Raw genomic sequence first — 26045 nt, forward strand, 5'->3', positions numbered from 1 at the left:
CAAAATAAAGAAATTTAGAGGGAGAAGTTATGCAAACATCAAAATGGCAGCTGTTCCGTTTTTTTATTATCTTCTTCAGCTCCCAAACCACTATATTTTTGATTCCGACTCTAATTGCTACTTCATCCTATCAAGGCTGGATTGCATTATTAGTGGGGTCTTTATTAGGGTTGATATTATTGTGGTTTACTTTCCACGTCGGTATGCTGCGACCTAATCAAGCATGGGTAAGCTTTGGAAAAGATATCTTAGGTAAATGGCCGCACAAGTTCATGCTTCTTTTGCTCTTAAGCTGGTGTGTTTACTATGCATCCTATGATATTGAGAACTTTGTACTGTTCTTTGGTTCAAATTATTTGAGAGGAACTCCGCCTCTGTTTATTCAGTGTGTCATTGGGTTAGTGATTATGTATACGGCCAGTTTAGGCTTTAAAACGATAGCTTATATGGCAGATGGACTTTTTCTTATTTTTTTCATAACAATGATCATTTTATTTAATTTATTTCTCCCGAATGCGGACTTCAATATGCTGCCAGCCTTTATTCATTATCACGATCCCGGGATTGCCTTGAAGGACTCTATTGTAGTCATGTCATGGTTTGGAGAATGGATCGTCCTCTTGTTTGTTGTGCCCGATCTGAAGCTTGAAGCGAAGATGCTGAAAAGATTAGTACTTACGGGGATATGTGTCTTAGTAACTGTCTTAATTGGTTGGGCGTTGACGATGATGAGTTTTGGTCCACATTTGGGTAAGGAACTGCAATATCCTTTCCTTGAATTGGTGCGTAGCGCCAAACAAGATAATCTGCTAGGTAATTCAGATCCGCTCTTAATTGGAATATGGTCGTCTTCTATGTTCATTCACAGCTCATTTCTTATCTACGTAGCCTCCAGATGTGTATCCAGCTTGCTGAATACCAAAGCTAAAAAGATATATATTCCCTTATTAACAACAGCTTCAATTACGATAGCTTTTTTGTATTCACGACACATAGGCAGTTATTATAAACACTATAATAGCTATGCTATTGTTATCATTTGGCTAATCGTTGAAAGCATCCCGGTCTATTACGCCATCACTGCTTTCTTTCGATTTCGGAAAAAAACTGCGAAGTGAATGAAATTTGGAAGGGATATCTAGGTTCTGTCTTTTAATGGACAGGGCCTTTTCTTCTGAATTATATATTGGATACACTTTCTGTTATGATGAAAGGACTAATTACATTAATTTCCCAGATTGGACGGTGTATTTACATGAATCTTCAAGAAGTCACTGAACTCATCAAATCTATTAGAACCAATCTAGCTAAAGTCATTGTAGGAAAAGAGGATGGAGTAGACCTGTTACTGACTGCATTGCTTGCGAATGGCCATGTTCTGCTCGAGGATGTTCCGGGTACAGGTAAAACTTTATTAGCAAAAGTCCTTGCTAAATCTCTGGATTGTTCATTTAAGCGTATTCAGTTTACGCCAGACTTGCTGCCTTCTGATTTAAGCGGGATTAATTTCTACAATCAAAAGACAGGTGAATTTCAGTTTAGACCTGGTCCGGTTTTTGCGAATATTTTGTTGGCTGATGAAATAAATCGTGCAACCCCGAGAACACAATCCAGTCTGCTGGAATGTATGGAGGAACGGCAAATTACGATCGATGGTGTGACTCATAGTCTAGAAGCCCCGTTTCTGGTAATTGCTACTCAGAATCCGATCGACAACCAAGGGACCTTTCCGTTACCTGAAGCTCAATTAGATAGATTTTTGATGCGGATTACTACGGGCTATCCGTCCTTTGACGAAGGAATTCATATTTTACAGCGCTTCCGTGAGAATAACCCGCTGGAAGAGACTTTTTCAGTGGCTACCGCTCAAGATATTCAAGCAGCACAGCGTTTAACCGCTTCCATTAGAATAAGCGATGATTTACTGGCTTATATTGTTCGAATTACAGAAGCTACACGGAAATCTACGGCAGTTAAACTAGGTGCGAGTCCCCGTGCTAGTGGGGCTTTGCTTAAATCGGCTCAAGGATATGCCCTTATTCAAGGGAGATCTTACGTAACGCCGGATGATATTAAGGCCGTAGCCGTTCCGGTACTTGCCCATCGTCTACTTCTTCATCGTGGATTGGGTTCAAAAGAAGGACAGGCAGCGGATATTGTGCTACAAGTGCTTCGTGAGGTAGAGGTGCCGACTGAACTCGTTACGTCCATTAGAGGCGGAAAGGTGGAGTGAGCTATGGCTTTGCCTTGGTTCATTTTCATTACTGTAGTTCTATTGTTCCTTCTTGCCGTTATCTATGAACGAAATGGTCTGAAAGCGCTTAGCTATACTCGTTATTTTTCAACAAAAGTTGCTTATGAAGGGGATCGCCTTGAGATGATCGAGGAGATCGTTAATGCAAAGCTTTTGCCATTACCATGGCTTCGGCTGGAATCTAGTATTTCCAGAGGTTTGGAATTTAGTAGTCAGGATAATCTCGGCATTAGCACGGGGGAAATCTATCAGAATCATATCAGCTTGTTCTATCTGAAATCATACCGTCATATTAAACGGCGTCATCAAGTAACTTGCGAGCGACGGGGGATATACCGTTTAGAGACGGTCACAATGACCACCGGAGATCCCTTTGGTTTAATTCGGAAAAACAAAACGTATCCACTTGAATTAGAGTTATTGGTCTATCCTAATCTGCTGAGCTTAGATGATCTACCACTGCCGATACATAGCTGGCTGGGTGAACTTCCGGTGAAAAGGTGGATCGTAGAAGATCCTTTCCTGACTGCAGGTATTCGCGAGTATAGCTCAGGAGATTCTATGGGACTTATAAACTGGAAGGCTACAGCACGCACAGGTACTATGCAGGTGCATAAGAAAGACTACACCGCAGATTCCAGACTCGTCATTTGCTTGAATATAGAGGACAGTCATTCCATGTGGAGAGCAGTAACGGATGTTGAACGTATAGAGCAAGGGATAAGGTATGCAGCCACTATCGCCGAATACGCCATGCGCCATGGAATTGAGACGGGGTTTATCTGTAACGGTAGACTGGACAACAGGGGCGAAAGAGATCCTGTAGAAGCAGAACCAATGGCTCAATTGGAAGACTTACTTGAGCTGTTAGCTAAGCTGGAGCTTGACAGAACTCTTCCTATGAGCCGATTGCTGGACCTGCAAGCCGAGAGTGGAATAAGTGATACTGACTTTCTGATCATTAGCTGTCATAGAGGAACAGAATTACAAGCGTCCGCTGACCTTCTATACCAGTTAGGCAACGGTGTGGAGTGGCTGGATATTCCGGAACAGGGGGGAGAGAGTGCATGAAGCTTACGTCATCTGGTTACGTATGGAGTACGATCAAACTCTGGATATTCTCTATTCTAGAATTATTATTAGTTCTACCTGTATGGATTCTGTTTCAGGTTTATGTACTGCCCAAGCAAATTGACCCTTTGTGGTTATCTGTCATGCCGCTAGTATCATTAGTGGGCATTCTGCTGCGGCGACAGTGTAGTGTCAGATGGAAACAGTTGCTGGCTGCATTAATCCTTGGGGCAACGACTGGTATTTTGTCATCAGGAAGTCTGTCTATCGAAAGTCTGCCTTTAGGTATCGCAGGTTTTATATGCGCATATCTAGGGATGACTGCTGACTCTCGTGATCAGACCAGTAGGAAGTATTGGCTGGGGATTATGATTTATTTTGTTGCGACCATTGTCTTTCATAGAATTCCTGATTTGGAGGCAAGCGTTACCCTTCTGACCTGGTGTGGCAGTTTATGTTTATTGCTCACTCTACTTATATCTAATAGCAGCTATTTACAATATAGTACGCTCTCAAATGAGGGCAAAGCTTTGCCAAAAGGATTACAAAGAAATAACCGTATTTATGTTATTGGTATAGGAATTGTTGCGGCCGTGTTAGCGGCAGGGGCCGGAAAAGCCATAGGGACACTGCTATGGAATATGGTGCGTTCGTTCTTCGGATGGATTAATACGCTATTCTCTGGGTCAAGTGAGCCGCTGCCACCGCCAGTAGAACAGCCGCAAGCGAGTCCAGAGCTGCCTTTTGTAGGAGAACAAAAACCAGGCCTGCTAGCTGCTATCTTAGATGTCGCCTTATATGTAGCTGGAACTGTGTTAGTAGGAGTGGCAATCTACTTTGCAGTTCGGTGGTTATATAGAAATGCCGGAGGGAAATTGAAGAGATTCATGGATGCCTTGCTATCCATGCTGCGCAGGGAGCATACGCCTAAAGACAATACCTCTTATCTTGATGAGGAGAAAAGTGTGTTTACATGGGAACAAACGCTTCAAGGACTGAAGGATTTCTGGAGTACCCGTCTTACGCCAAGACATCGAAAAGATCGCTGGGAGCAGATGCAGAGTGAACGGGAACGTGTTCGCTGGTTGTATAGGCGTTGGCTTCATATGAAGGACGATCAAGGTTATGTAGTTAAAAAATATCTTACACCGAAGGAAACGGAAAACGATATTTTAAAATGGACAGCTCTTAACCAGCCTAAACGTAAAGGCGATGAAAGTTCTGTTAACAAGTCGAATTCATTGATTAAAATATATGAAAAAGTTAGATACGGTGAGGAAAATCCTCCTGCTAATGATGTGGCTGCATTGAAGGATGAATTGAAATTATAGAATAGAGTATTCTTCAAAAATCATGCAAATAGAACAAATAGGTTACAATCAGTCCAAAAGTGTTACAACATGGATACAATTGGTTTTGCGCTTGCAACTATAATAATTCTAGCAAAATACTCGTGGAGGGAAGTAAATGAGAAAGCATAGCAGTACATATGTTGTTTTACTATTAAGTACCTTTGTCATCAGTCAATTGACTGGACATACCGCTTCAGCGGCATCCGCTAATGCTGTTAATACAAATCCAGCTGTGGCTGCGGCGGCCGTTACAGCAACTAGTAATCTAGGTTCCATTTCTTTAGGAGCAAATATTAAAGCCACACTTGAAGATGTCAATATTTGGTCACAAACAGGTGGGAATATTTTAACCTATACGCTGAATTATTCGAATGGCAGCAGTAAAAATGCAAACCTAATGTACTATTTTTCGAGAGTTACGACGCCAGGGGGAGCTGTCATTCCAGGTAACCCTCTGAGTGCTGACGCGCTTAAGAAGAAGATTGGTGCAAAAGAAAGCTTGCGCGTTACATATTACGTCAACATAGGCAAGACTAATTCGTTAAAAGGGATCAAGATTCCTATGTATGTGTGGGATTCCAAAACCAAAGGTTATTTAAAGCACGCAGGAAGCTTTACAGTGCCAGCTAATTATTCTCCAACCGCTGTAAATGGAAAAAATGTTAGCACTACAATGAATGATATTCCTGTCATCGCCAAAAGTGAGTCCTTAGAGCTCTATAAATATAATGGAAAGGTCTATGCCAAGGTGGGAATAAGCCTGACCAATAAAGGTAGCAAGGTACTCAGTGATCCAGGTTATGCGGCTTATTTGCTCTCTGCAGGTGGTAGTTCTTATGAATTAGCACTTGATCGTTCTCAGATTAGTTATAAGATCCAACCGCAGGAGAAGAAGACAATCTATTATCTTGCCGAGATACCTCCATATATGAAAACGGATAATATGAAGCTGCAATTTACACAAAAGGATGAGGCGCTGAAGCTTGAAATCGCTAAATCCTCGTACAAGCTACCGGCAGCTACAACACCTAATTTGGTGGTAGGCAAAGGTGTGACTAAGAAAATCACCATTAATAATAATCCGATAGAAACTCAGTTAAACAACGCAAACGTATACGCTGAGAATAATAAGGGAATCTGGACCTTCCAGCTACGAGTGAAAAATGTAGGGAAGACAGCCGTGACATTGCCTACTTATGAGCTTGCTGTCAAATCTTCAACAGGGACAACCTTTCCGATCAATGCGAAAGGATTGAGCGGATTAACCATAAAGCCTTTGGAAGAAAAAATCATTCCTCTTACCGCACAGGTTCCGCTTGAGGTAGAACAGAATTCACTGCAATTGCAAATGATAGAGGCTGTTTCAGCCCCAGCTAGTACAGATACTGGAAGTGCGGGGGAGGGAACAGGATCTGAAGGGAATAATGTAAGTACGGGCAATACTGCCAAGCTGACAGTACCCGTTGCCTACTATGCAATTTCCTATACATTACGACCTGAGATTCAAAAAGGCGTGGAGTATAGCGCATCGAATGAATATGGCTCTTTCACTTATAACTTGCTGTCATTACAGCGTTTTCCTTGGAAAGCTGATGATATCGTTGTTGCTAGAATAAATATCAAGAATCCCCAGTCGGTGGCATTGACGGTTCCAGAATTAAAAGGATCTGTCCAAGTAGACAATGATGATGTGTCTGATTCTACAGAACTCTTCATGGACAAGGAAACCTCGACAATTGCACCAGGAAAAAATGCTGAGATCTATGTATTTGCTAAAATCCCATACACGCAAGAGTTCGATAAATTAAAAGTGAACCTCTTTTCCACGGTCAAAGAAGAAAAGAGCTCGTTCTTGTCACTAAGCACGAACAGCACGATGAATGCTGTATCCACTATCGAACGTGGGGGAAGTTATACAATCACCGGTAAAGGCAAGAATGCCCAGGTACAAGAGAACAAAACGATCATTTATGAAGGTCTCAACTCTAATATCGTATATACAGAGCTACTGCTGAGCAGCGAAGAAAAAAGACAAAGCAAAATGGCTCGTCTTCAGGCGTACTTTAAAACGGCTGATGGTCAGCTATTTGAAGCCACAGCGAATCAACCGGATTCTTCAGCCACTCCGGGTGGTAAGCAATTAATTACGTACTGGGCAAAATTACCGAAGTCAGTTATACCTTCTGATGTGAGTATGTATCTGGGTCCGGGAATAACCGGGAATAAGCTGACTGAACCTGGTCAAGAAGCCACAGGATTTATAAATATTGCTTCCTTGACTCTGAATCCAGTTTCCACACCACCGGAGAATAACTTGACGAAGGTTGCGCTATATCCATACACGATGTCTGTCCTAAGTTCGGAAGGGCGAACACTGAAAGGAAGTAACACTTTAGACATCGTTATGAATTACAACCTGCTTCGTGACAGTACCTACGATATGGGAACCTTCACCCATAAACTGGTACTCAAAATGACAGATCCGTATGGCTTATCACAGGAACGAAGCTTGAACATCGGTACCGAACTTCTTGAAGGAAATAACAACTCGTATACTGCGACCTTTACGAATAATATGTACAAGAATTTGGAGGGTGGTTCGTACCGGATCACGCTGTATGATGAGTTTCAGGGAGAACGGATCGAGCTGGCTAATCAGGCATATAGCATAAAGATTGATAGACTAGTAACAGAAAAGTAAGCATTCATATCTATTAATGTACGCGAAGGAGCAGCTCCAATGTTGCGAGTGGAAAATGTAACGCATTCTTTTAAGAATGGTAATGAAACGACGGCAGTCCTTCATCAAATAGACTTTTCTGTGAAAAAGGGGGAAATGGTTGCTCTGTTGGGGAGCTCGGGTTCCGGTAAGTCAACCATGCTAAACCTGATGGCAGGTCTGATGAAGCCTACGGAAGGTCACATATACATTGCTGACCAAGATATCGTGAAAATGAGCGAGAATAAGCTATCCGAATTTCGAAGAAAGCATATCGGGTTTATCTTTCAAGCTTATGAACTGATTACTAGCTTGACTGTCCGTGAAAATGTGGAATTGCCGTTAGTCTTTCAATCCGTCTCTCCATCAATACGTAAGCAAAAAGCTCTAGCTTTGCTGGAAGGGGTCGGCATTCCGGATAAAGCCGACCTGTTCCCTTCTCAGTTGTCTGGTGGACAGCAGCAGCGGGTCAGTATTGCGCGTTCCTTGATTACGGAACCTTCTGTTATTTTCGCAGATGAACCGACTGGAAACCTGGACTCGAAGACAGAAGAGGAAATTATTAATATCCTGCTTAACCTGAATAAGAAGATGAAGACGACCTTCATAGTCGTAACACACGAGCTCAAAGTTGCGGAACAAATGCAACGGATTTTCACGCTTCAGGATGGATATATGATTACTGAGAAACAAACTTCTTCGGAGACAGAACTCGAAGGGGGTAAATTAATTGAGGATTAGTGATATTTCACGTTTGGCTTGGGAGCAGGTCAAACGACGGAAAGTTGTCACAGGTCTTTGTATGGCTGGTATATCGATTGGCTGTGCTGCTATTATTGTTGCTTTAAGTATAGGAGATTCCGCACAAAGCTATACGGAGCGGGAAATTAATCGGAATTTCAAAATGGATGAAATTACAGTGACTCCGAACAGCGGTATCCCTTCACAAGGGGGCGGCGAAGGGAGTGGAGCTTCTGCTTCTGATGCTAAGCTCGATCCCGGCAGGTTAACAGCTCAGAAGCTTGAAATTGTTCAAAGCCTGAAGCATGTTACAGCAGCTGCACCTTTTCAAGAGCTTGGCTACATACAAATGACTACTATCGATAATAAAATTACGGATGTACAGCTTATCGGAACGGATCTTCGGTTGCTAACGAAATACGACAAAACTTTTAAGCAAGGCGGTCCTTCTGATTTGATCGGAATGGCAGTGCTTAACTATGGAGCAACTGTAGGATTGATAGATGTCGAGACGCGGCAGCGTCTTTTTGAACAGCTAAATTCAGATCCGTACAATAATAAAATAATGGAACAGTACAATAGTTTAAGCATGCTTCCATCGGATATGTACAAGCAACAGGTTCAATTACAATCGTATGACCCTGCTTCGCAGACTGGACAGTCCCTAGTCAGTTCACCCATTCAAATTGTTGGGATATTGGATAGTGGGGGGAACCCTGATATGGCGATGTACGACAAGAAGATTTACGTGTCGCTAGAGACGGGTGAGCGTCTGGTTGAACAACTGAAACTAATGAACGGAACCGCTGGGCAGAAGGGTGTCTACAACTCAGCCATTGTAAAAGTTGACAGTACCGACAACATCGTGCAAGTGGAGAAGCTTATACAGAAGCTCACACTAAACACTAGCACGAATCTATATCAAAAAGAGGCGATGGCTTCCACCTTCAGTATGCTCAAGAAAGCAGCGCTTGGTATCGGTGTATTTATTCTTATTATTGCCTCGATCTCGATTATCGTTGCAATGACCATGTCCACCCATCAGCGTCGACGCCAGATTGGTATTATGAAAGTGCTAGGTGCTAATATGGGGCAGATCCGAAATATGTTCATTACAGAGGCGGCACTGCTTGGGATGCTCGGCGGCATGCTCGGCATTGTCTTTTCATACTTAATTGTATTCGGCATTAATAAGCTCATTGGTACTGCTGGAGGAATGGGGATGGGTGAACCCTTGGTTATCACTATACCTCTAATGACACTTCCAGTAGGAATTGCATTTGCAGTGATGACAGGAGTACTATCAGGGATTTATCCGGCGATCAGCGCGTCCAGAACGAATGCGCTCACGGCGATAAAACGGGATTAGCTATTTTCAAGTTGAAAGGAAGCAGAAGTGATGAAGAGGAGAATCAAGTGGATTGTATTGGTATTGATCATTATTGCAGCAGGTTATTTTGTATACAACAAGATGTATAAACCTGAGGCACAGCTAGAGCCTGTTGAACCGCCGCAAGCGATAACCTTTGAAGTGACAAAGGAAACAATGACGAATTCCGTTCAGGTTAAAGGGAACTCACACTATGAGCAGGAAACGCTTGTATATGCACCTTATGCTTCAAAGGTAACAAAGTGGAAGGTTGAGAACGGTGGGCAAGTAAAAAAGGGGGATTTACTGTTTACCCTTGATCAGGAACCTTTAAAGAATGAGATTGCTACACAGGAGGCGACCATCCGAAAAGCACAGCTGGAAGCGGAATTAAATGAATTTGTTAGTCAGCAGGACCAGGAGAATGCAGCTCTTGGTGCAACAGAAGCTGAACGTATAAAAGCTCTTGCAGCCCAAGAAACAGCACGGCTAGGGGATGAGCTTAACCAAGTAAATGCTGAAATACAGGCTCGTGAATTAAAAGAAAAGAAGGCAAAGCTCTCAACAGCCCTCTACCATGCTCCGGCATCTGGTGTTTTTCTATTCGATAGCGCCAGCGAAATTCCACAGACGGTGACAGACAATCAATACATCGGCAAAATTGTAGATATGAACAAGCTTGAATTCATAGCTCTTGTTGGGGAACAGGATGTATTCCGTATTAAGACGGGAATGAAAGTGGATGTTAAAATGACAGCTTTAAAAGATTTGAAGCTATCTGGAGAAGTTACTAAGGTATCTAAATTTGCTAAGACTGCATCGGGTCAAAACACTTCTGCTACATCAGTTCCACAATTTGAAGTGGTAATCTCATTACAGCCTGACGAGCACTTGATTGGTGGACTAAGCTTAAGTGGAGAAATTGAGACAGTCCGCAAAGAAAATGCCATCGTAGTATCCAGCATCGCTGTAATGCACGAAGGAGATCTTTCGTACGTGATGCTGGATAAAGGCAATGGGGAGTATGAACGAAGAGATATCGAAGTGGGCATGGAGACGGCGGACAAAACTGAGGCCATCTCCGGGTTGAACGTAGGCGATGTTGTAGTCCTTCAGTAAGGATTGAATTCGACCTAAGCCTATTTCTCAATCGTGAGCTTCCAAGATTTAATATCTTTGTTTAGCTCGGTAAGATCAGGAACCGGAACTGGCTCATCGGATAGATTATATTTAGCTTTCAATGCTAAAATCCGATAGACGCTCTCATCAATCCGTGTTTCCTGTATCTTACCTTTTTTTACATTGTCCAGAAGGGTTTCCAGTACTCGTTTCTCATTATCATAGCCGTGAGCGATAAGTAGAATGTCACTGCCTGCATTAATGGTATCTACCGCCGCTGCGGCAAGGTCATAATTCTTCATGATAGCACCCATAGTAAGATCATCTGTGATTACTAACCCTTGATAGTTCATTTCTCCACGTAGTAGCTCACCAATGATTTTACTTGATAAAGATGCAGGCTTATCAGGATCAAGATTCGGAAATAATATATGAGCGACCATTACGGCGTCCGTTCCCTCTTTAATCGCTGCTTGAAATGGGAGCCATTCTAATTTAGCCAGCTCTTCGGCAGTCTTATTCACAATCGGCAGATCAAGGTGAGAGTCGACAGAAGTGTCGCCATGGCCCGGAAAATGTTTAACAACCGGCACAACACCTTCACTCGCAATACCCTTCATTTCGGCGATCCCTAGTGTACTGACTAGTTCGGCGGAGTTGCCGAAGGAGCGATCTCCAATCACAGGATTATCTGGATTGCTATTGATATCAAGGACGGGAGCGAAGTTCATATTAAATCCGGCTGAATTCACTTCTCTTGCGAGAAGCTTGCCCATCATTTCGGCAGCGTTAGCATCATTAGAAGAACCAACCTTTGCATTAGAGGGGATGGAAGCATACTCTTTCGGCATTCTGTTGACTTTTCCACCCTCCTGATCGACACTCATGAATAATGGAGTAGGGTTACCGCTGTTACTCTCTTTCATCGAATTTACAAGGCTAACCATACTTTTTAAGTCTTGAATATTGTTCTTATAAAGAATGATTCCACCGACTTTGTCTTCGGAAATCATCTTTTTTGCTTGATCATCTAGAACGGTTCCATCAATACCAACAAGTAGCATTTGTCCGATTTTCTCTTCAAGGCTCATATTGGAAACCTGAAGAGCAATCGGATCACTTTCTGAGGAGGGAACAGGTGTGGTACTGATAACAGGTGATGGTGTGGATTCAGCAGTCGTCGAATTTGTAGCGATAGGTTGGGAACTGTTACTGCTATTGGAACAACTTGTTATTAGAAGCATAGATAACATAGCTGAAGCCATTAGAAGGTTACCGGAGATTTTAGGTCTTAAGAGGTTACGAGTGAAACTGGTCATTAGAAAAGTCGTCCCTTCGTAGCTTATTTAGATGTCAGAAGGATGAATCCTTGCTGACTTAGATACACGGTGATAAGATGAACTTAAATCTTTACATATTAAATTTGAATTATGAGGTGACGGTCAGATGAAAGATGGATTAGTAAACGCACTTAATGAACAGATGAATTTCGAGTTTTATTCCGCTCATGTTTATCTAGCAATGGCTGCTTATTGTTCCGGTGAAAGTCTGGATGGTTTCGCAAACTTTTTCTTGATTCAAGCAGAAGAAGAACGGTTCCATGCTATGAAAATCTATAAGTTCCTAAATGATCGCGATAATCGGGCGACACTTGAAGCACTCCCAGAGCCGAAGAACGAGTACTCCTCGATGCTTGATGCTTTTGAACATGCTTTTGCACATGAACAACAAAACACGAAACGGTTCTATCATTTGGCTGACTTGGCACTAGATGAGCGTGAACATGCAACGATCTATTTCTTGAAATGGTTTATTGATGAGCAAGTAGAAGAGGAAGCACTCTTTAGCAACATCATTAGCAAACTGAAACGAATAGATAAAGATAGCAACGCCTTCTATATGCTGGATGCTGAATTTGCAGCACGTACTTTTACAGCTCCTGCTGAATAAGTGGAGATGTGAAGCCAGAAGCCTGAGAAATCAGGCTTTTTTTTTATTTTATGGATGAAGGCAGTTTAATGGCAAACAGTTTATTATCTGTTCGGATCATCAGCATGCTTCCGGTTTTAAGCGAAGGAGCAAAGTTTCGAGAGCCGGTATTCACAGTGAAAATGGGCTTCAAAGTCAACATGTCATAAGCGTGAAATAGGCCATCGGATTGTCCGCTATAAACCACATTTCCGAAAAGATCCGTCTGAACTACAGGATTCTCACCCATATTAAGATCGACGAGTTGTCCTGTTCCTAGTTTAAGTGCGGATATCGTACCTTTATCATAATTTTGAAATAACATTCTTTGCTGATAGACTTGGTTCAACGGTATGTCCTTTTCTCTGATCATCGAGGCCCAGGTTTGAACCGGTTTGCCGTCTGCTGAATAATTCCAAAAATCATATTTCACAAACTTACTGCCCTGAAAGATATAGAAGTCGTTTCCATCCAAGAATGCAGTCCCATTTACGCCACCATAACTAAATACCCCATCTTTATTCTCGGTATCTGTCCATTTATATAAACGTTCTCCCTTTAATTCACCAGTCTTTACGTTGAACACGGATACTTTGACATTACGATTTACAGCATCATCATCCATCATTAACGTATTGGTAATAGAGTAGAGAAGCCCATCCTTTACTGCCAGTGGCCACCATTGACGGGTATGGTCCCATAGTTTTTTGCCTGTGAGACTGTCATAAGCGGCAAGTCCGGCAGTTGTTAAGGCACCCTGAGAGAGATAACTTCGAATAATAACCCCGTCGGTTTCCATAAGATTCGATAAGCCTGTAAAGATATTACTCTCCACCGCAGCCTTCCATTTGATCTTTCCGTTGACGGTATCAACGGCTGCAAGTTGACTCTCCTGTGTAACATAAATAGTGGTGCCTAAACGTTGTATACTAGTTGCTTTAGGTAATGCTACAGCTGCTGACCATGCTTTTTTGCCTGCCTCATTAACGGCATATAAGGAGCCGCTTTGGGTCAGTCCATAGATAAATCCATTACTGTATGTGAACAACGGGGCTAATGCATTTCCGAATTCCCACATTTTTTTACCTGTTGCAGCATTTAATGCGGCTAATTTTTCATTCCGCTGCAAAGCAAAGACCTTCCCATTCTCCGCTAGTGCTGTAACATTCTGCTCAGTGACTCTACCTTCTTTTAGGATGGCTAACGGTGCTGACCATACCGGTGCAAGAATAGGCGCTTTGATCTCATTGTAAAAGGGATTGCTTGTACTAATTACTGCTTGTTCCGCAGAAATGACGGATAATGTTCCATTGTTAGCTAATGGGGATGCAATACTAGCAACAGCTAAAACTTTAATCATGGTCTTGTGCAAAGACTGAATCATCGTTCCACGCCCCTCAAAATTAGTGTTTACTATAATTAGACATTTCAAATGGCAAAAAGTTACTATTCCAATAGAACAAGCATAAACGACTTCGGCAACTTATACTTTCTTATATTTTGGAAGTAAAGTTGAACAAAGGCAAACTATGTTACACTCCGCAAAACAGTTATGACTTAGCAACTCTATTTGACGGAGGGAACTATTACGCCTCTTAGCAACACTGTTTCTCTAGACCCACCCGAATCTTGGAGTGTAGTATAGAACAATACTATTCTTTGGGGGTTCTTTTTTTTGGAAAATTACAACGACATCAAACAAGGTGAAAAAGGAGCTTGGCTAAGCATAGTTGCTTATATCTTCTTATCCGCCATCAAATTGTTCATTGGTACGGTCGCGGGATCTCAAGCGCTGCTTGCGGACGGTCTGAACAACAGCACGGATATTATCGCTTCTATCGCCGTACTAATCGGCCTCAAGATCTCCAGAAGACCGCCGGATTCCAATCACAGCTACGGGCATTTCAGAGCGGAGACCGTGGCATCCTTAATTGCTTCATTCATTATGATTGTGGTAGGACTTCAAGTGTTGTACCAGGGTGTGAACAAATTTATCCAACCTGAACTGGAAAGTCCAGATCTTATGGCAGCATGGACGGCAGTCTTTTGTGCTGTAATCATGATGGGCGTGTATATGTATAACATTAGACTGGCCCGCTCCATTAATAGTAACGCTATGCGAGCCGTTGCACTAGATAATCGATCGGATGCTTTAGTTAGTATTGGCGCATTTGTCGGAATTGTGGCTTCTGGATTTGGGATACCATGGCTTGATCCGCTTACAGCGATTATTGTCGGCCTGATCATCTGCAAGACGGCATGGGATATCTTTAGTAAAGCTACACATGACTTAACGGACGGTTTTGATGCGGAAGAGCTTGAACTGATGAAAGAAACCGTTGCTGAAGTGGACGGCGTACAATCTATTAAAGATATCAAAGCCCGCATCCATGGGAATAACGTGCTAGTGGATACAACTATATTAGTAGACTCTGAGCTTAGTGTGGTGCAGAGCCATGATATTACGGAAGAAATTGAAGAACAATTGAAGGACCGACACCAAGTTTCGAATGTGCTTGTCCACATAGAACCGGTAATGAAGTAGAAGTAGATTCAGAAGTGTGACTTTCCTTGGATGAATATGGGATTTCCCCTGTGATGTTGTTAATAGATCTTTTGTGCAGAAAGGTGGAAAATTAGTTGTATTTATCGATATGTAAATTTCAGGAAATGGAATGGTGATTTCGTGATTGAGTGGAAGGATTCATATGATATCGGTGTAGAGAAAATAGACTGTCAGCACAGACAGTTGCTAGCGAAATTGAACGAATTTTTTGATGCTTGCAGTAAGCAGCAGGGGAAAGAAAAGATCGAAGAAACGCTGAAATTCTTGAAGGAATATACCATTGAGCATTTTAGCAATGAAGAACAATTGATGGAAGAGATCGATTTTCCTGAATTGGCGGAACATCGTCAGACGCATGCTGATTTTGTAAAAGCCGTTCTTGAATTGGAAGAAACCATTAGAACTAAGGGAGTTTCCGTTCTCTCGACAATTAAGCTTAACCGTACGTTGACCGATTGGCTTCTGAATCACATTAATAAATGCGATAAGCTAATTGGTGAGTGTATGGCCACACGGGATAGAGCGGTATAACTTAATCCCCCCAAAGAAAATGCCGACGGGCATTTTCTTTTTTTTTGACAGGGAATGTGGTGAGGAATTATGGTATGTTATTTGCTCCGTTTTCCGAAGACAGCACCGGAATTTATACTGGGTTAACGGTTTGTGTTATGATTTGAGATAAGACGTATAGAGTTAGTATAGTAAAGGGAGTGGAACGATGAAAACATTACGAATGTTAGCTTCAGGGTTTGCTATGCTGCTTATTCTGGGCCTTGTTAATTTTTACATTGGGCATCATGGATGGTTGCTGGTTCATGAATGGTTTTCAGGTGCTTCCTCAGCTTTGTTCTGGACAGTATTCCTGCTTGTGGCCTTTGCGTATGTCGTTGGAATGATACCATGGCCTACAATTGTGAAGCCGTTAGCTAGATTCTTTAAAGTGATTGGATCGTATTATCTAGCCTGTATGGAATTTGCTATTATCATGTTGCCGTTAGCTGATCTGTTGTATGTACTGCTGGGCTGGATGGGTGTTGATCGAACGCACTACATCTCAGAAGCGGGAGTTACGCTACTGATATTACTCATAGTTTTTCTTGTCTGGGGTTCGATTAATGCTTGGAGTACAGTAATCCGTACGCATCCCATTCCCATCGATAAATCCATAGGAACCAGTACACCATTAACCATCGCGGTTGCATCTGATCTGCATTTAGGAAACATCGTCGGTAATCGGCATCTCAAAAAAATGGTTGCACAAATGAACGCTATGAAGCCTGATGTGATTTTGCTGGCTGGGGATGTGCTTGATGACAGTATAGAGCCTTTTATTCGCAACGGTATGAGTGAACAGCTCAAGCAATTAAAAGCGCGTCATGGTGTCTACGCAGTGCTGGGCAATCACGAATATTACGGTGGTTCGATTAAAGAATATACCGATTTGATGAGTAGCATAGGCATTAAAGTCTTACAGGATGAGGTTGAAGAAGTAGCTGGAACGTATATTGTGGGTCGTAAAGATAAGACTGCCGAAACAATGGAAGCCGGTGGCAGAATGAGCGTAAGCTCTTTATTGAATGGTCTCGATCTTACACGTCCTGTAATCATGATGGATCATCAGCCTACCGGTTTTGATGTCGCTGCCCAGGAAGGGGTAGATATTTTGCTCTCCGGTCATACGCATCGTGGACAGATTGCGCCTAATCACTGGATCACCAAACGGTTATTCGAACTGGACTGGGGTTATCTTCGTAAAGATAACTTGCATGTGGTTGTTTCCTCTGGTTATGGGACATGGGGACCTCCAATTCGACTAGCCAGCCGTTCGGAGATCATTAAACTTGAAGTAGTGTTAGAAGGGACTAAACAATACAGTGAAGAAGCCGTGTCTACAAAGACGGTATTAATCTAACTGAGATCTTAAATGATATGAAGCTGTCTTAACCCGTGGAATTATTCTGCGAGATGAGGCAGCTTCTTTTTTTTGACAATTGAATGAGCGTGTTGTATTGTTTGTTTGTGATAGTTAAGCACTTAACTAAATTGGAGTTGGAAAATCTATGAATGAACATTTGCAACCGTTCGTTTTGAAGCAGCCGCTGCATACTCAGGCATTTTTCACTTTAGTTCATACTACTGCAAGCTTGGTTTCTGTCTCTGATAAATATTGGCAGTCTAAAGGATTAAATGGCGCAAGAATTCGTATCTTGGTGGAAATATCTAAACAGGGTGGAACAATTCTTCCTTCTACATTGGCACACAATATTGGTGTCACAAAAGCTAATATTAGTCTTTTACTGACCCCCCTAGAGAAAGATGGTTGGATCACCCGTTCGAATCATACTCAGGATGGTCGAAAAAGCGTTATTTCGATCACGGATGAAGGCCAGCGATTACTCCTAGAACATCTTCCTGGAAATCGTGAAGCGATCGCTGAACGTATGCAGGGACTGGATGAACAAGAGCTTCGACAACTCATCGTTTTATTAGAAAAGCTTAACAATAGCTAGCTATAATGTTGTAGTCTCGAATTCAAGGAACGGGAAGGGTGGAGTGTAATGTCAATTATGGTTACTGGGGCTACGGGGCAATTAGGGAGTTTGATTATGGAGAATCTTCTACAGCTTGTTCCGTCCAGTCAGATTATCGCATGTGTTCGTGATCTAGAGAAAGCAAAGGATCTTTTGGAAAAAGGGGTTGAGATTCGCTTTGGCGATTATGATCAGCCTGATTCCCTGGTGGAAGCTTTTTCAGGAGTTGTAAATTTGTTGTTCATCTCTAGTTCACATCCCGATGATAACGTCAGATTGATTCAACATTCTGAGGTCGTTAATGCTGCAATAAAGGCCGGGGTAAAGCATTTGCTGTATACAAGCTTTGCATTTCCACCTAAAGGACAAATTCCGGTGAATCATGTTCACCTACTTACAGAGCAGATGATTCTTAAATCAGAGATTGACTATACATTACTCCGCAACGCTTTGTATTTGGATTTTATAAATGTACTAGGTCTGAAAGAGGCGATCCAAAACGGTGAGCTAATCACCTATCCAGGGAACTGGTTATTTAATTCGGTGACACGAAGGGATCTCGCTTTAGCTACGGCAGTCGTGCTTACAACTACAGGGCACTGTAATCAGATTTATGAATTAGCCGCACCGCGTTCTTGGGATTTCAGTGAACTTGCGGAGGTATTATCTGAGCTATCGGGAACAAGAATTGTTCATCGGCAGGATTCAAACATTCAGCACTGGATTTATTCTTTTGTCGCGAAGATAGATACGGCTTCTACTTCAAATGATTTGGAGAGACTAATGGGTCGGCCAGTTACCTCTCTGAAGGAAAGCATAATCACTTTCCTTCAGATTTAAATAATGATCCTGACTAATTCTACTATATAGTGGTTCGATCTAAAGTAAGTAAATAATTATATTTACTGGCATGTTTTAATTCATCTAATATAATCCCATATACAGTATCTCGATATATTCCGACCGGCAGACCAAACCATATTTTGCGATACTTTTCGACTGCAGCCAGTTCACCTTGGAGTGCTTTTTCTAATCCTTCTTCATAGGAACTGATCCGTTGATATTGCTCACTGCTAATCCCAGTGATATCTTGCCCTGTAATTTCTTTGAACATCCCCCGGAACATGAAGTTGTGACCCCGTTCGTCATCTCGTATTGAGGTGATAATGGAAGCTTGCTCGGAGGTTGGGGCTAGTTTGATAATTTCATCATAGAAAAGCTCATCATTTCGTTCACCTTGCACAGCTTCTTTGATTAAATTTAATGCTTGTGGAAGAGAGGTTGCCCAAATAGGTTTGAAATCAGATCTATTCTGAGATAAAGGTGTCCAATACATATTTCTTTTTAACCTCCTGATTAGTTCGTTATTCTTAGAGTAGTATATGTGCGAAAGCCCAAAATGGTTTCTTTTGGGCCTTTAGTTGTTCTAACCCTTTAAAGTTGATACTATGGGTTCATCCGTAATTCAGGGAGTGTAAACGATGAAGAAAATTTTAGTAGCAGATGATGATAGCAATATTCGTACTTTATTAAAGCATGTATTGTCCAGGGAAGGTTATCAAGTCATGGAGGCCAGCGATGGCCGGGACGCGATACATAAACTGCAAGAAAGTATTGCGGATCTAGCCGTAGTGGATGTGATGATGCCACATGTGGATGGATTAGAGCTATGCCAGCATATAAGAGAAACATATGATATTCCAATCATTTTGCTGACAGCTAGGCAGCAGCTTAGTGATAAAGAGCAAGGCTATCTGCGGGGAACAGATGATTACGTAACGAAGCCGTTCGAACCTGAAGAATTGTTGTTTCGGATTAAAGCTTTATTTCGGCGGTATTCCATCGCTTCAGATGATCGGATTCGCTTGAATTCACTTGTGATCGATCGTAAAAATTATGAAATCACGGATGGCGACGAAGTTCTCCTGTTGCCGGTAAAGGAATTTGAACTGCTAGCGCAACTGGCACAATATCCAGGCAGACTATATTCACGCAGTGAGTTGATTGAATTAGTATGGGGAATGGATTATGAAGGTGATGAACGTACGGTGGATGTGCACATCAAGCGATTACGTCAGCGGTTTCTGGATTATCAGAATGACTTTGTGATTCGGACGGTAAGGGGAATCGGATATAAATTGGAGATGGTGAATTCGTGAAGTCCTTGTATGTGAGGATGTGTATTCTTTTTTGTTCGGCCATTGTTGTGAGCAGCCTTCTTGGTTTCTTGGTATCTAATATCTATTATCAAGCTCAGATTAAATCTCAGAACGATGCCAAGCTTACGGGGATGGCTATTGAAATCCAGCAGTTTGCGGAGACTCACCCGGATTCTATGGAGGATTATATGCAAAGTGTAGCCAAGCTGGGCTATAAAATCTATCTAACCGATGCAGAAGGTCAATCCCGATTCTACGGCAAGCCTTTTCGGAAAGAGGATCTAGATAAGCAACAGTTAGAACAAGTACTGAATGGACAAGTGTATCATGGTGTAGCAGAGTTTCCTGATAGTGCATTTATTACAGGTTTTTTTGATAACCAATTAAGCAATACGATAGGTGTGCCAATCGAAGTCAATAATGAGACCTTCGCGTTATTCATGCGTCCGGATGCAGAGGTTCAATTCGGTGAGCTGCGCGTATTTTTTGCTGTTATTATCGGGTTTACCATATTGTTCAGTCTGGGATTCGTAATGATCAGCGTATTACATGTGGTCAGACCTATTACACGTTTAACAACGGCAACTAAGCGGATTTCAAAAGGTAGATATGATATTAAACTAAATACTTGGCGCCGGGATGAGATTGGTCAGTTAGCCTCACACTTTATGATAATGAGCCGTGAGCTGGAACGGACCAATCGTGCGCGTCAAGAGTTTGTTGCGAATGTGTCGCATGAAATCGAATCGCCATTAACTTCTATTCAAGGGTTTGCCCAAACCCTTAAAGATCCTACATTACCAGAGGATGAACGGATAGAGTACCTCAATATTATTGATCAAGAAAGCCATCGTCTATCGATGCTTAGTAAACAGCTGCTAACGTTATCTTCCCTCGATTATGATCCGGATTCCTTGCAGAAGAAACCTATAGATTTGCGTGCTCAGCTTCGGCAGGTTGTACAAATCATGGAGTGGAGATTAACAGAGAAGCAATTGGCGGTTCGTTTAAGTCTTGCGGACATTCGCGTACATGGTGATTCCAATCTGTTGTATCAGGTGTGGATGAACCTCATTACTAATGCTATCAAATATACACCTGCTGAGGGATCTATTATGATTTCCGCAAAACTTGACGAAGGGAATTGTGTTGTAACCTTTTCGGATACTGGGGAAGGTATTCCTGCTGAGGAATTACCACTCATCTTTGACCGTTTTTATAAAGTTGACCGGGCACGTACACGAGAAACACATAGTAGCGGACTTGGACTTGCGATTACGCAAAAGATTGTAGAGACACATAACGGAACCATAGAAGTATCCAGTACAGTTGGCAAAGGCACGACCTTTACTGTTACTCTTCCTCTTTTGTAACTCGTTATTCATACTCCGTTCATTTTCATCTTCTAAACTGTGACTATACAGATTAGAAGGAGTGGTAATATGTTTCTAGCCTTAAGAGAAATGCGACATTCTAAAGCCAGATACCTGTTGATAATGGTAATCATGTTATTGGTTTCCTTTCTTGTACTTTTCGTAACGGGACTGGCCAGAGGATTAGCGTATGCTAATATCTCAGCAATAGAGAATATGCCGGCAAACTATTACGTGGTGCAGAAGGATGCGGATCAGACGTTTAGACGTTCTCAGTTAACAGATACGGAGCTGGGTAGTGTTCGAGCAGTAGTAGGAGATAATAATGCTTCATCACTCGCTCTACAGATGAGTACAGTGACTACAAACGATACGGATACTAAAGCAGACGTAACTTTTTTCGCAGTTGATATGAACGGTTTACTGGCTCCAAAAGTGATTGAAGGTGACAAGATTACGAATGATACGCAGGGAAGTGTCATCGTTGATCGTGACTTGGAACAGTCGGGCATTAAGATTGGTAGTATGATCCAAGATCAGGCGACTGGGAAGGAATTTAAAGTTACAGGATATGTTGAGAATAGCTCATACAGCCATACCCCAGTAGTCTATATTAACAATAAAGATTGGCAGGAAATGAGACAAGGCGTTAATCAAGGTAGTGGGGCTACATCAGGAGCGCCTTTTAATGTAATTGCGCTTAATGCAAACGCAGGGCAAGTGGATAAGATCTCTGCTAGTACGAAAAATGTGGAAGTGATTACGCAAAAAGAAGCGATCTCTAATATTCCGGGTTATTCATCAGAACAAGGTTCACTGCTTATGATGATTGCCTTCCTGTTCGTAATCGCTGGGTTTGTTCTGGCTGTATTTTTCTATGTCATTACCATTCAGAAAACAAGCCAGTTTGGTATTCTGAAAGCCATGGGTACAAAAATGTCTTACTTGGCATGGAGCGTTGTAGGGCAGGTCATGATATTGGCTATTGCAAGTCTAAGCATTAGCTTGCTGCTTACCTTTGGAATGAATCAGGTACTACCAGACACTATGCCATTCCAGCTGGAACCTTCTACGATTCTATTAACCAGCGGTTTGTTCGTTGGGATGTCTCTTTTAGGATCACTCATTTCTGTCGCTAAAGTGGCAAAAGTTGATGCATTAGAAGCAATTGGGAGGGCTGGAGCATGAGTACTACTAAATTATTGATGAAACAAGTGACCAAGACGTATGGAGACGGCGATACAACGGTATCTGTTCTGAACAATTTGAATCTTATAGTCAATGAAGGGGAATTCGTTGCCGTTCTTGGGCCTTCGGGAACAGGGAAGAGTACATTCCTTTCAGCAGCGGGAGCACTTCTTACGCCTACCAGTGGTGAGATTTTCATAGATGGAGAATCGCTTACTGACAAAAGTAAAAGCGAGCTGACTGAGCTTCGTTTAGAGAAGATAGGCTTTATGTTCCAAAGCGCACAGCTACTGCCTTATTTGAAAGTTGAGGAGCAACTTCTCTTTGTAGCTAAACAAGCGAAGATGAGTGCTAAAGAAGCTAAAGAACGGGCAGCAGATTTGATGAAGCGTCTGGATATCTGGAAACGTCGGAACCATTATCCTGAGCAGTTATCTGGCGGGGAGAAGCAGCGTGTAGCCATTGCAAGAGCATGGATGAATAAACCTGCGATCTTGTTTGCAGATGAACCGACAGCAAGTTTAGATTTCAAACGGGGCAGAGAAGTCGTGCGAATGATTGCTGACGAAGTTAAGAGTGAAGGCAAGGCTGCTGTAATGGTCACTCATGATGAACGGATGCTTGAATGGTGCGACCGCGTGCTGCATCTGGAAGATGGACATTTGGTTGAACATGAGTTAAGCAAAATTTAGTAGAAAAAAGATTCATGCCTTGTATGGCATGAATCTTTTTTTGCGTGTGAGTAATAGACTGTCCTTATTTGTCAGCTATGGTGACTTGGCCTGAGCCATATGTGTCAAACCAGCCTTTAATTGTGTTGAAATCGCTACTGAATGACAGTGCCAGTTCTAATAGAATTCGGGCATGTGCTGCGTTCAGGTTGTCTCCGGCAATAATGCCGTCACTTGATGTATAGTTAGAACCGGAACCCGTACGAGTGGTAGCTACGAAGATCACTCCGTTTTCCTTAATAGCCTTTGTACGAGCTTCTCCCATCGCTTTGGATACGCCACCGGCCCCTGTGCCTGAAGTAACGATACCTTTTGCTCCGTCTTGGACGAAACCTGTAATTGCTCCTGCACCCGCATCTTGGTAGGCATAAGCAATTTCAACCTTCGGCATATCGCTGCTCTTAATCTTAGTTAAATCGAATGGTGTTGCCCATTTATCAGCGGTCAATAGCGCTCTGGAGTTCGCACGATATATTCTAATATTATTTTCATCGATATATCCGAGGATACCTAGTTGCGGACTTTCAAAAGTGTCAGTACGATAGGCATTCGTCTTGGTAACCTCTCTAGCTGTATGAATCTCGTCATTTAACATGAGAACAGTACCGTAATATTTCGTTTTTCCACTAGCAGCTAGTTTAATAGCATTGAATAGATTAGCCTGAGCGTCACTTCCGATAACAGTCCATGGACGCATAGAACCAGTTACCACGACAGGTTTGGAGCTGCGAACAGTAAGATCAAGGAAATAAGCAATCTCCTCCATCGTATCTGTACCTGTAGTAACAACGATACCGTCTTGGGTCTCTAGTGCTTTATCTACTTTTAAGGAGAGATCATATAGTTGTTGCATGGTATACGAGCCAGAGCCTGCATTCCCAAATTGATAGCTAGTTACATCAGCGAACTTTTTAAGGTTAGGCAGCGCCTTGACCATATCCTCCATTAACAAAGTCCCGGCTTTATAATTCTGAAAGCTGGTCTCATCCACAGATTTACCGGCAATCGTACCACCGGTTGCTATGACTTGGACCTTTGGAAGCTTAACTGTTCCTTCAATCGTTTGGGTAACCTCTGCAGCGTAAGTGGTAGAAACGGGAAGCATTGTTGAAGCGGAGAAGAGTAGTGTGAAAGTGAGTCCTGCGGCAACAGTAGTTTTGGCGAGCTTTGATTGTAATCCATTCATAGATGTAGCCTCCCATTTGATTATGTACTTTCACCTACATGTTATTTTATATAACATGTAGGTGGTTCGTGATTGAATTATATCTATGAATATATCATTATGACAAGTTTAATTACATGTTGATAAAACGCTTAAATCTATTATATATAACGAATTTCTATCTATTTCTTATATATTCTATGAATTTTATTAATCGAATTTTGAAGTAAAATATATAAATTATGTTACATTTAATAACATTAAACTTGCGAGGTTAATGTACTAATGAATAACAAAATGCCGGACTATCTTTGTAAGATTGTCCGGCATTGCTAATCTATAAATTTGCTGCCGAAACTTTCTCGGCAGCCTGACTACATGTCTTTTCTAGAGACGAGTAGTTTTTGTATAAACACATTGGTAGCCATGGAGGAGGAACTTTCTTTATGGCGGATGATAGAGAATTGTCTTTCAAGATGGTGATGTTTGATGGGAAGTTCATAGATTTCACCACATGCTAATTCTTTACGCACAATCCATCTGGAGAGCATAGCGATTCCCAAACCGGAGGAGACCGCTTCTTTAACTCCTTGACTACTGTTGAAAACATATGATCTTTTGATAAATATCTCTTCTTCTTGAATGAAATGATCACTAAAAGCACGCGTTCCAGAGCCAGGCTCTCTCAGCACCCAAACCTGATTTTGCAGCATGCTTTGCTCGACAGTCCCCCGTTTTGACAAAGGGTGATCGGCAGGGGAGACGATAATCATCTCGTCCTTCATGTAAGGTGTGACGATCAGATCATTCTCATGGGCTTCTCCTTCGATAAAGCCTATGTCCAATTCATTAGATCTTACACCACTAATAATTTCTTCGGTATTACCGATTGTCACTTGAAGCTTAACTTGCGGGTACTGATTTGCAAATTCCGCAAGTCTTGAGGGTAATAGATATTCTCCAATTGTAAAGCTCGCTCCAATATGTATACTGCCAGTTACCTCATCCTGTAGCATTTGTATTTCCTGATGAGCTTCTTCAAAGTGGGCCAATATTTGCTTGGCGTGTTTATAAAGAATTGCACCTGCTTCGGTTAATCTCACTTGTTTCGGAGACCGATGCAGAAGCTTTGCGCCTAGTTCATTCTCAAGATTCCGGATATGTAGACTGACACCGGGTTGAGATAGATTTAGTAATTCTCCTGCTTTAGAGAAATGGCTTTGCTCAGCTACAGTAACGAAAACCCGTAATGTATCAACAATCATAAAAATCCCTTTCTGAAATCCCAAATGTATTAAAGTTTCTTATCAAATACGAACTGAGCCTTCTTTTGTGAGAATCCAATTCGTGTGTAGAAACGTACAGCATCTTCTCTAGTTTGGTTTGTGCGAACTCTTAATTTGTTCACTCCAATTTGTGCTGCCCAGTGTTCACAGGCTTCAACAAGTTGTTTACCGGTTCCTACTCCGCGATGTTCCTGATCGACCACTAAACCACCAATCTCAACAAAGGGTGGAGATTCAATTAACATTCGCACACTGGCATGAATCCATCCTATTAATTGCCTATCCGACTCTGCTACATAAATAACAAGATCTTTACGATTTCTGATATCTTGAAGTCTATCTGCTAGCTGTTCGATATTTAAAGGATATCCGAGCTCACTGGATAGTCTTGCAATCTCTTGCGTGTCGTCTATTGTTGCTGTTCTAATAAGTATGTTCATTCACCGCCTTAAA

The 26045-nt window shown here is 42.0% G+C and carries 25 protein-coding genes; 19 read left to right on the forward strand and 6 right to left on the reverse strand.

From position 1 onward, the window contains the following. Window positions 1-29 precede the first annotated feature (29 nt). The 8 genes from NST74_RS13705 (at window position 30) to NST74_RS13740 (ending at window position 10625) form a co-directional block, all read left to right on the forward strand. Complete coding sequence (locus tag NST74_RS13705) at window positions 30-1118, forward strand: GerAB/ArcD/ProY family transporter (protein ID WP_341112557.1); 1089 nt, start codon at window positions 30-32, stop codon at window positions 1116-1118. 137 nt (window positions 1119-1255) lie between these two features. Beyond that, the gene (locus NST74_RS13710) at window positions 1256-2233 is read left to right on the forward strand and encodes an AAA family ATPase (protein WP_341115889.1); all 978 of its coding nucleotides are present in this window, start codon (window positions 1256-1258) and stop codon (window positions 2231-2233) included. Between the two features lie 3 nt (window positions 2234-2236). Next, complete coding sequence (locus tag NST74_RS13715) at window positions 2237-3325, forward strand: DUF58 domain-containing protein (protein WP_341112559.1); 1089 nt, start codon at window positions 2237-2239, stop codon at window positions 3323-3325. Beyond that, complete coding sequence (locus NST74_RS13720; protein ID WP_341112561.1) at window positions 3322-4656, forward strand: hypothetical protein; 1335 nt, start codon at window positions 3322-3324, stop codon at window positions 4654-4656. Before NST74_RS13715 ends, NST74_RS13720 begins: the two co-directional genes overlap by 4 nt. A 136-nt stretch (window positions 4657-4792) precedes the next feature. Further along, a complete protein-coding gene (locus NST74_RS13725) occupies window positions 4793-7378 on the forward strand; it encodes a hypothetical protein (protein WP_341112564.1) in 2586 nt (861 codons plus the stop codon). Between the two features lie 39 nt (window positions 7379-7417). Next, the gene (locus NST74_RS13730; protein ID WP_042127391.1) at window positions 7418-8137 is read left to right on the forward strand and encodes an ABC transporter ATP-binding protein; all 720 of its coding nucleotides are present in this window, start codon (window positions 7418-7420) and stop codon (window positions 8135-8137) included. Further along, the gene (locus NST74_RS13735; protein ID WP_341112568.1) at window positions 8127-9506 is read left to right on the forward strand and encodes an ABC transporter permease; all 1380 of its coding nucleotides are present in this window, start codon (window positions 8127-8129) and stop codon (window positions 9504-9506) included. The genes NST74_RS13730 and NST74_RS13735 overlap by 11 nt, the downstream gene beginning before the upstream one ends. A 30-nt stretch (window positions 9507-9536) precedes the next feature. Beyond that, on the forward strand, window positions 9537-10625 hold the full coding sequence (locus NST74_RS13740) for an efflux RND transporter periplasmic adaptor subunit (protein ID WP_042127397.1): 1089 nt from the start codon (window positions 9537-9539) through the stop codon (window positions 10623-10625). A 20-nt stretch (window positions 10626-10645) separates the two neighbouring features. Here NST74_RS13740 and nagZ read toward each other — a convergent pair whose 3' ends face one another. Further along, complete coding sequence (gene nagZ / locus NST74_RS13745; protein ID WP_341112571.1) at window positions 10646-11716, reverse strand: beta-N-acetylhexosaminidase; 1071 nt, start codon at window positions 11714-11716, stop codon at window positions 10646-10648. A gap of 49 nt (window positions 11717-11765) precedes the next feature. On the opposite strand from nagZ, the gene NST74_RS13750 reads away from it, so the two are divergent. Next, window positions 11766-11966: a hypothetical protein gene (locus tag NST74_RS13750; RefSeq protein ID WP_341112572.1), complete on the forward strand. Its 201-nt coding sequence runs from the start codon at window positions 11766-11768 to the stop codon at window positions 11964-11966. A 105-nt stretch (window positions 11967-12071) separates the two neighbouring features. Continuing rightward, on the forward strand, window positions 12072-12575 hold the full coding sequence (locus NST74_RS13755) for a ferritin (RefSeq protein ID WP_042127399.1): 504 nt from the start codon (window positions 12072-12074) through the stop codon (window positions 12573-12575). 43 nt (window positions 12576-12618) lie between these two features. Here NST74_RS13755 and NST74_RS13760 read toward each other — a convergent pair whose 3' ends face one another. Next, window positions 12619-13953 (reverse strand): PQQ-binding-like beta-propeller repeat protein, encoded by a 1335-nt coding sequence (locus NST74_RS13760; protein WP_341112573.1) that lies wholly within the window; start codon window positions 13951-13953, stop codon window positions 12619-12621. A 315-nt stretch (window positions 13954-14268) separates the two neighbouring features. Here NST74_RS13760 and NST74_RS13765 point away from each other — a divergent pair, with 315 nt between their 5' ends. From NST74_RS13765 to NST74_RS13785, 5 genes are all read left to right on the forward strand, one after another. Continuing rightward, window positions 14269-15138: a cation diffusion facilitator family transporter gene (locus NST74_RS13765; protein WP_341112574.1), complete on the forward strand. Its 870-nt coding sequence runs from the start codon at window positions 14269-14271 to the stop codon at window positions 15136-15138. A 141-nt stretch (window positions 15139-15279) separates the two neighbouring features. Then, window positions 15280-15690 carry a bacteriohemerythrin gene (locus NST74_RS13770; protein WP_341112575.1) on the forward strand — a complete coding sequence of 137 codons (411 nt, stop codon included), beginning with the start codon at window positions 15280-15282 and terminating at the stop codon, window positions 15688-15690. A 187-nt stretch (window positions 15691-15877) separates the two neighbouring features. After that, window positions 15878-17071: a metallophosphoesterase gene (locus tag NST74_RS13775; RefSeq protein ID WP_341112576.1), complete on the forward strand. Its 1194-nt coding sequence runs from the start codon at window positions 15878-15880 to the stop codon at window positions 17069-17071. A 148-nt stretch (window positions 17072-17219) separates the two neighbouring features. Next, window positions 17220-17669, forward strand: coding sequence for a MarR family winged helix-turn-helix transcriptional regulator (locus NST74_RS13780; protein WP_341112577.1), 450 nt, complete (start codon window positions 17220-17222; stop codon window positions 17667-17669). Window positions 17670-17717: 48 nt separating this feature from the next. Beyond that, entirely contained in the window at window positions 17718-18530 is an 813-nt protein-coding gene (locus NST74_RS13785) for an SDR family oxidoreductase (RefSeq protein ID WP_341112578.1), read from the forward strand. A gap of 22 nt (window positions 18531-18552) precedes the next feature. Here the strand turns inward: NST74_RS13785 and NST74_RS13790 are convergent, their stop codons facing one another. Next, window positions 18553-19026, reverse strand: a complete 474-nt coding sequence (locus NST74_RS13790) for a ferritin-like domain-containing protein (RefSeq protein ID WP_341112580.1) — start codon at window positions 19024-19026, stop codon at window positions 18553-18555. A 145-nt stretch (window positions 19027-19171) separates the two neighbouring features. On the opposite strand from NST74_RS13790, the gene NST74_RS13795 reads away from it, so the two are divergent. The 4 genes from NST74_RS13795 (at window position 19172) to NST74_RS13810 (ending at window position 23102) form a co-directional block, all read left to right on the forward strand. Then, the gene (locus NST74_RS13795; RefSeq protein ID WP_341112581.1) at window positions 19172-19849 is read left to right on the forward strand and encodes a response regulator transcription factor; all 678 of its coding nucleotides are present in this window, start codon (window positions 19172-19174) and stop codon (window positions 19847-19849) included. Further along, complete coding sequence (locus NST74_RS13800; protein ID WP_341112582.1) at window positions 19846-21222, forward strand: sensor histidine kinase; 1377 nt, start codon at window positions 19846-19848, stop codon at window positions 21220-21222. Before NST74_RS13795 ends, NST74_RS13800 begins: the two co-directional genes overlap by 4 nt. A 69-nt stretch (window positions 21223-21291) precedes the next feature. Then, entirely contained in the window at window positions 21292-22410 is a 1119-nt protein-coding gene (locus tag NST74_RS13805) for an ABC transporter permease (protein WP_341112584.1), read from the forward strand. Beyond that, window positions 22407-23102, forward strand: coding sequence for an ABC transporter ATP-binding protein (locus tag NST74_RS13810; RefSeq protein WP_042127416.1), 696 nt, complete (start codon window positions 22407-22409; stop codon window positions 23100-23102). Before NST74_RS13805 ends, NST74_RS13810 begins: the two co-directional genes overlap by 4 nt. Window positions 23103-23166: 64 nt before the next feature. On the opposite strand, the gene NST74_RS13815 is transcribed toward NST74_RS13810, so the two are convergent. The 3 genes from NST74_RS13815 to NST74_RS13825 form a co-directional block, all read right to left on the reverse strand. Then, window positions 23167-24327, reverse strand: coding sequence for an asparaginase (locus NST74_RS13815; RefSeq protein ID WP_341112586.1), 1161 nt, complete (start codon window positions 24325-24327; stop codon window positions 23167-23169). Window positions 24328-24680: 353 nt separating this feature from the next. After that, the gene (locus tag NST74_RS13820; RefSeq protein WP_445668190.1) at window positions 24681-25571 is read right to left on the reverse strand and encodes a LysR family transcriptional regulator; all 891 of its coding nucleotides are present in this window, start codon (window positions 25569-25571) and stop codon (window positions 24681-24683) included. A gap of 29 nt (window positions 25572-25600) precedes the next feature. Further along, on the reverse strand, window positions 25601-26032 hold the full coding sequence (locus tag NST74_RS13825) for a GNAT family N-acetyltransferase (RefSeq protein WP_341112588.1): 432 nt from the start codon (window positions 26030-26032) through the stop codon (window positions 25601-25603). Window positions 26033-26045: the final 13 nt, after the last annotated feature.

It is taken from the genome of Paenibacillus sp. FSL F4-0125 (assembly GCF_038008565.1).
In the GTDB taxonomy this organism is placed as follows: Bacteria; Bacillota; Bacilli; order Paenibacillales; family Paenibacillaceae; genus Paenibacillus_AQ.

Excerpts from the sequence above, each read along its gene's own strand:
- NST74_RS13805 (WP_341112584.1), top strand. The coding sequence starts at position 21,292 with ATGTTTCTAGCCTTAAGAGAAATGCGACATTCTAAAGCCAGATACCTG.
- NST74_RS13715 (WP_341112559.1), top strand. The coding sequence starts at position 2,237 with ATGGCTTTGCCTTGGTTCATTTTCATTACTGTAGTTCTATTGTTCCTT.
- NST74_RS13810 (WP_042127416.1), top strand. The coding sequence starts at position 22,407 with ATGAGTACTACTAAATTATTGATGAAACAAGTGACCAAGACGTATGGA.
- NST74_RS13710 (WP_341115889.1), top strand. The coding sequence starts at position 1,256 with ATGAATCTTCAAGAAGTCACTGAACTCATCAAATCTATTAGAACCAAT.
- NST74_RS13705 (WP_341112557.1), top strand. The coding sequence starts at position 30 with ATGCAAACATCAAAATGGCAGCTGTTCCGTTTTTTTATTATCTTCTTC.
- NST74_RS13755 (WP_042127399.1), top strand. The coding sequence starts at position 12,072 with ATGAAAGATGGATTAGTAAACGCACTTAATGAACAGATGAATTTCGAG.
- nagZ (WP_341112571.1), bottom strand. The coding sequence starts at position 11,716 with ATGAGCCTTGAAGAGAAAATCGGACAAATGCTACTTGTTGGTATTGAT.
- NST74_RS13815 (WP_341112586.1), bottom strand. The coding sequence starts at position 24,327 with ATGAATGGATTACAATCAAAGCTCGCCAAAACTACTGTTGCCGCAGGA.
- NST74_RS13775 (WP_341112576.1), top strand. The coding sequence starts at position 15,878 with ATGAAAACATTACGAATGTTAGCTTCAGGGTTTGCTATGCTGCTTATT.
- NST74_RS13740 (WP_042127397.1), top strand. The coding sequence starts at position 9,537 with ATGAAGAGGAGAATCAAGTGGATTGTATTGGTATTGATCATTATTGCA.
- NST74_RS13795 (WP_341112581.1), top strand. The coding sequence starts at position 19,172 with ATGAAGAAAATTTTAGTAGCAGATGATGATAGCAATATTCGTACTTTA.
- NST74_RS13760 (WP_341112573.1), bottom strand. The coding sequence starts at position 13,953 with ATGATTAAAGTTTTAGCTGTTGCTAGTATTGCATCCCCATTAGCTAAC.
- NST74_RS13780 (WP_341112577.1), top strand. The coding sequence starts at position 17,220 with ATGAATGAACATTTGCAACCGTTCGTTTTGAAGCAGCCGCTGCATACT.
- NST74_RS13730 (WP_042127391.1), top strand. The coding sequence starts at position 7,418 with ATGTTGCGAGTGGAAAATGTAACGCATTCTTTTAAGAATGGTAATGAA.
- NST74_RS13820 (WP_445668190.1), bottom strand. The coding sequence starts at position 25,571 with ATGATTGTTGATACATTACGGGTTTTCGTTACTGTAGCTGAGCAAAGC.
- NST74_RS13720 (WP_341112561.1), top strand. The coding sequence starts at position 3,322 with ATGAAGCTTACGTCATCTGGTTACGTATGGAGTACGATCAAACTCTGG.
- NST74_RS13825 (WP_341112588.1), bottom strand. The coding sequence starts at position 26,032 with ATGAACATACTTATTAGAACAGCAACAATAGACGACACGCAAGAGATT.
- NST74_RS13785 (WP_341112578.1), top strand. The coding sequence starts at position 17,718 with ATGTCAATTATGGTTACTGGGGCTACGGGGCAATTAGGGAGTTTGATT.
- NST74_RS13725 (WP_341112564.1), top strand. The coding sequence starts at position 4,793 with ATGAGAAAGCATAGCAGTACATATGTTGTTTTACTATTAAGTACCTTT.
- NST74_RS13790 (WP_341112580.1), bottom strand. The coding sequence starts at position 19,026 with ATGTATTGGACACCTTTATCTCAGAATAGATCTGATTTCAAACCTATT.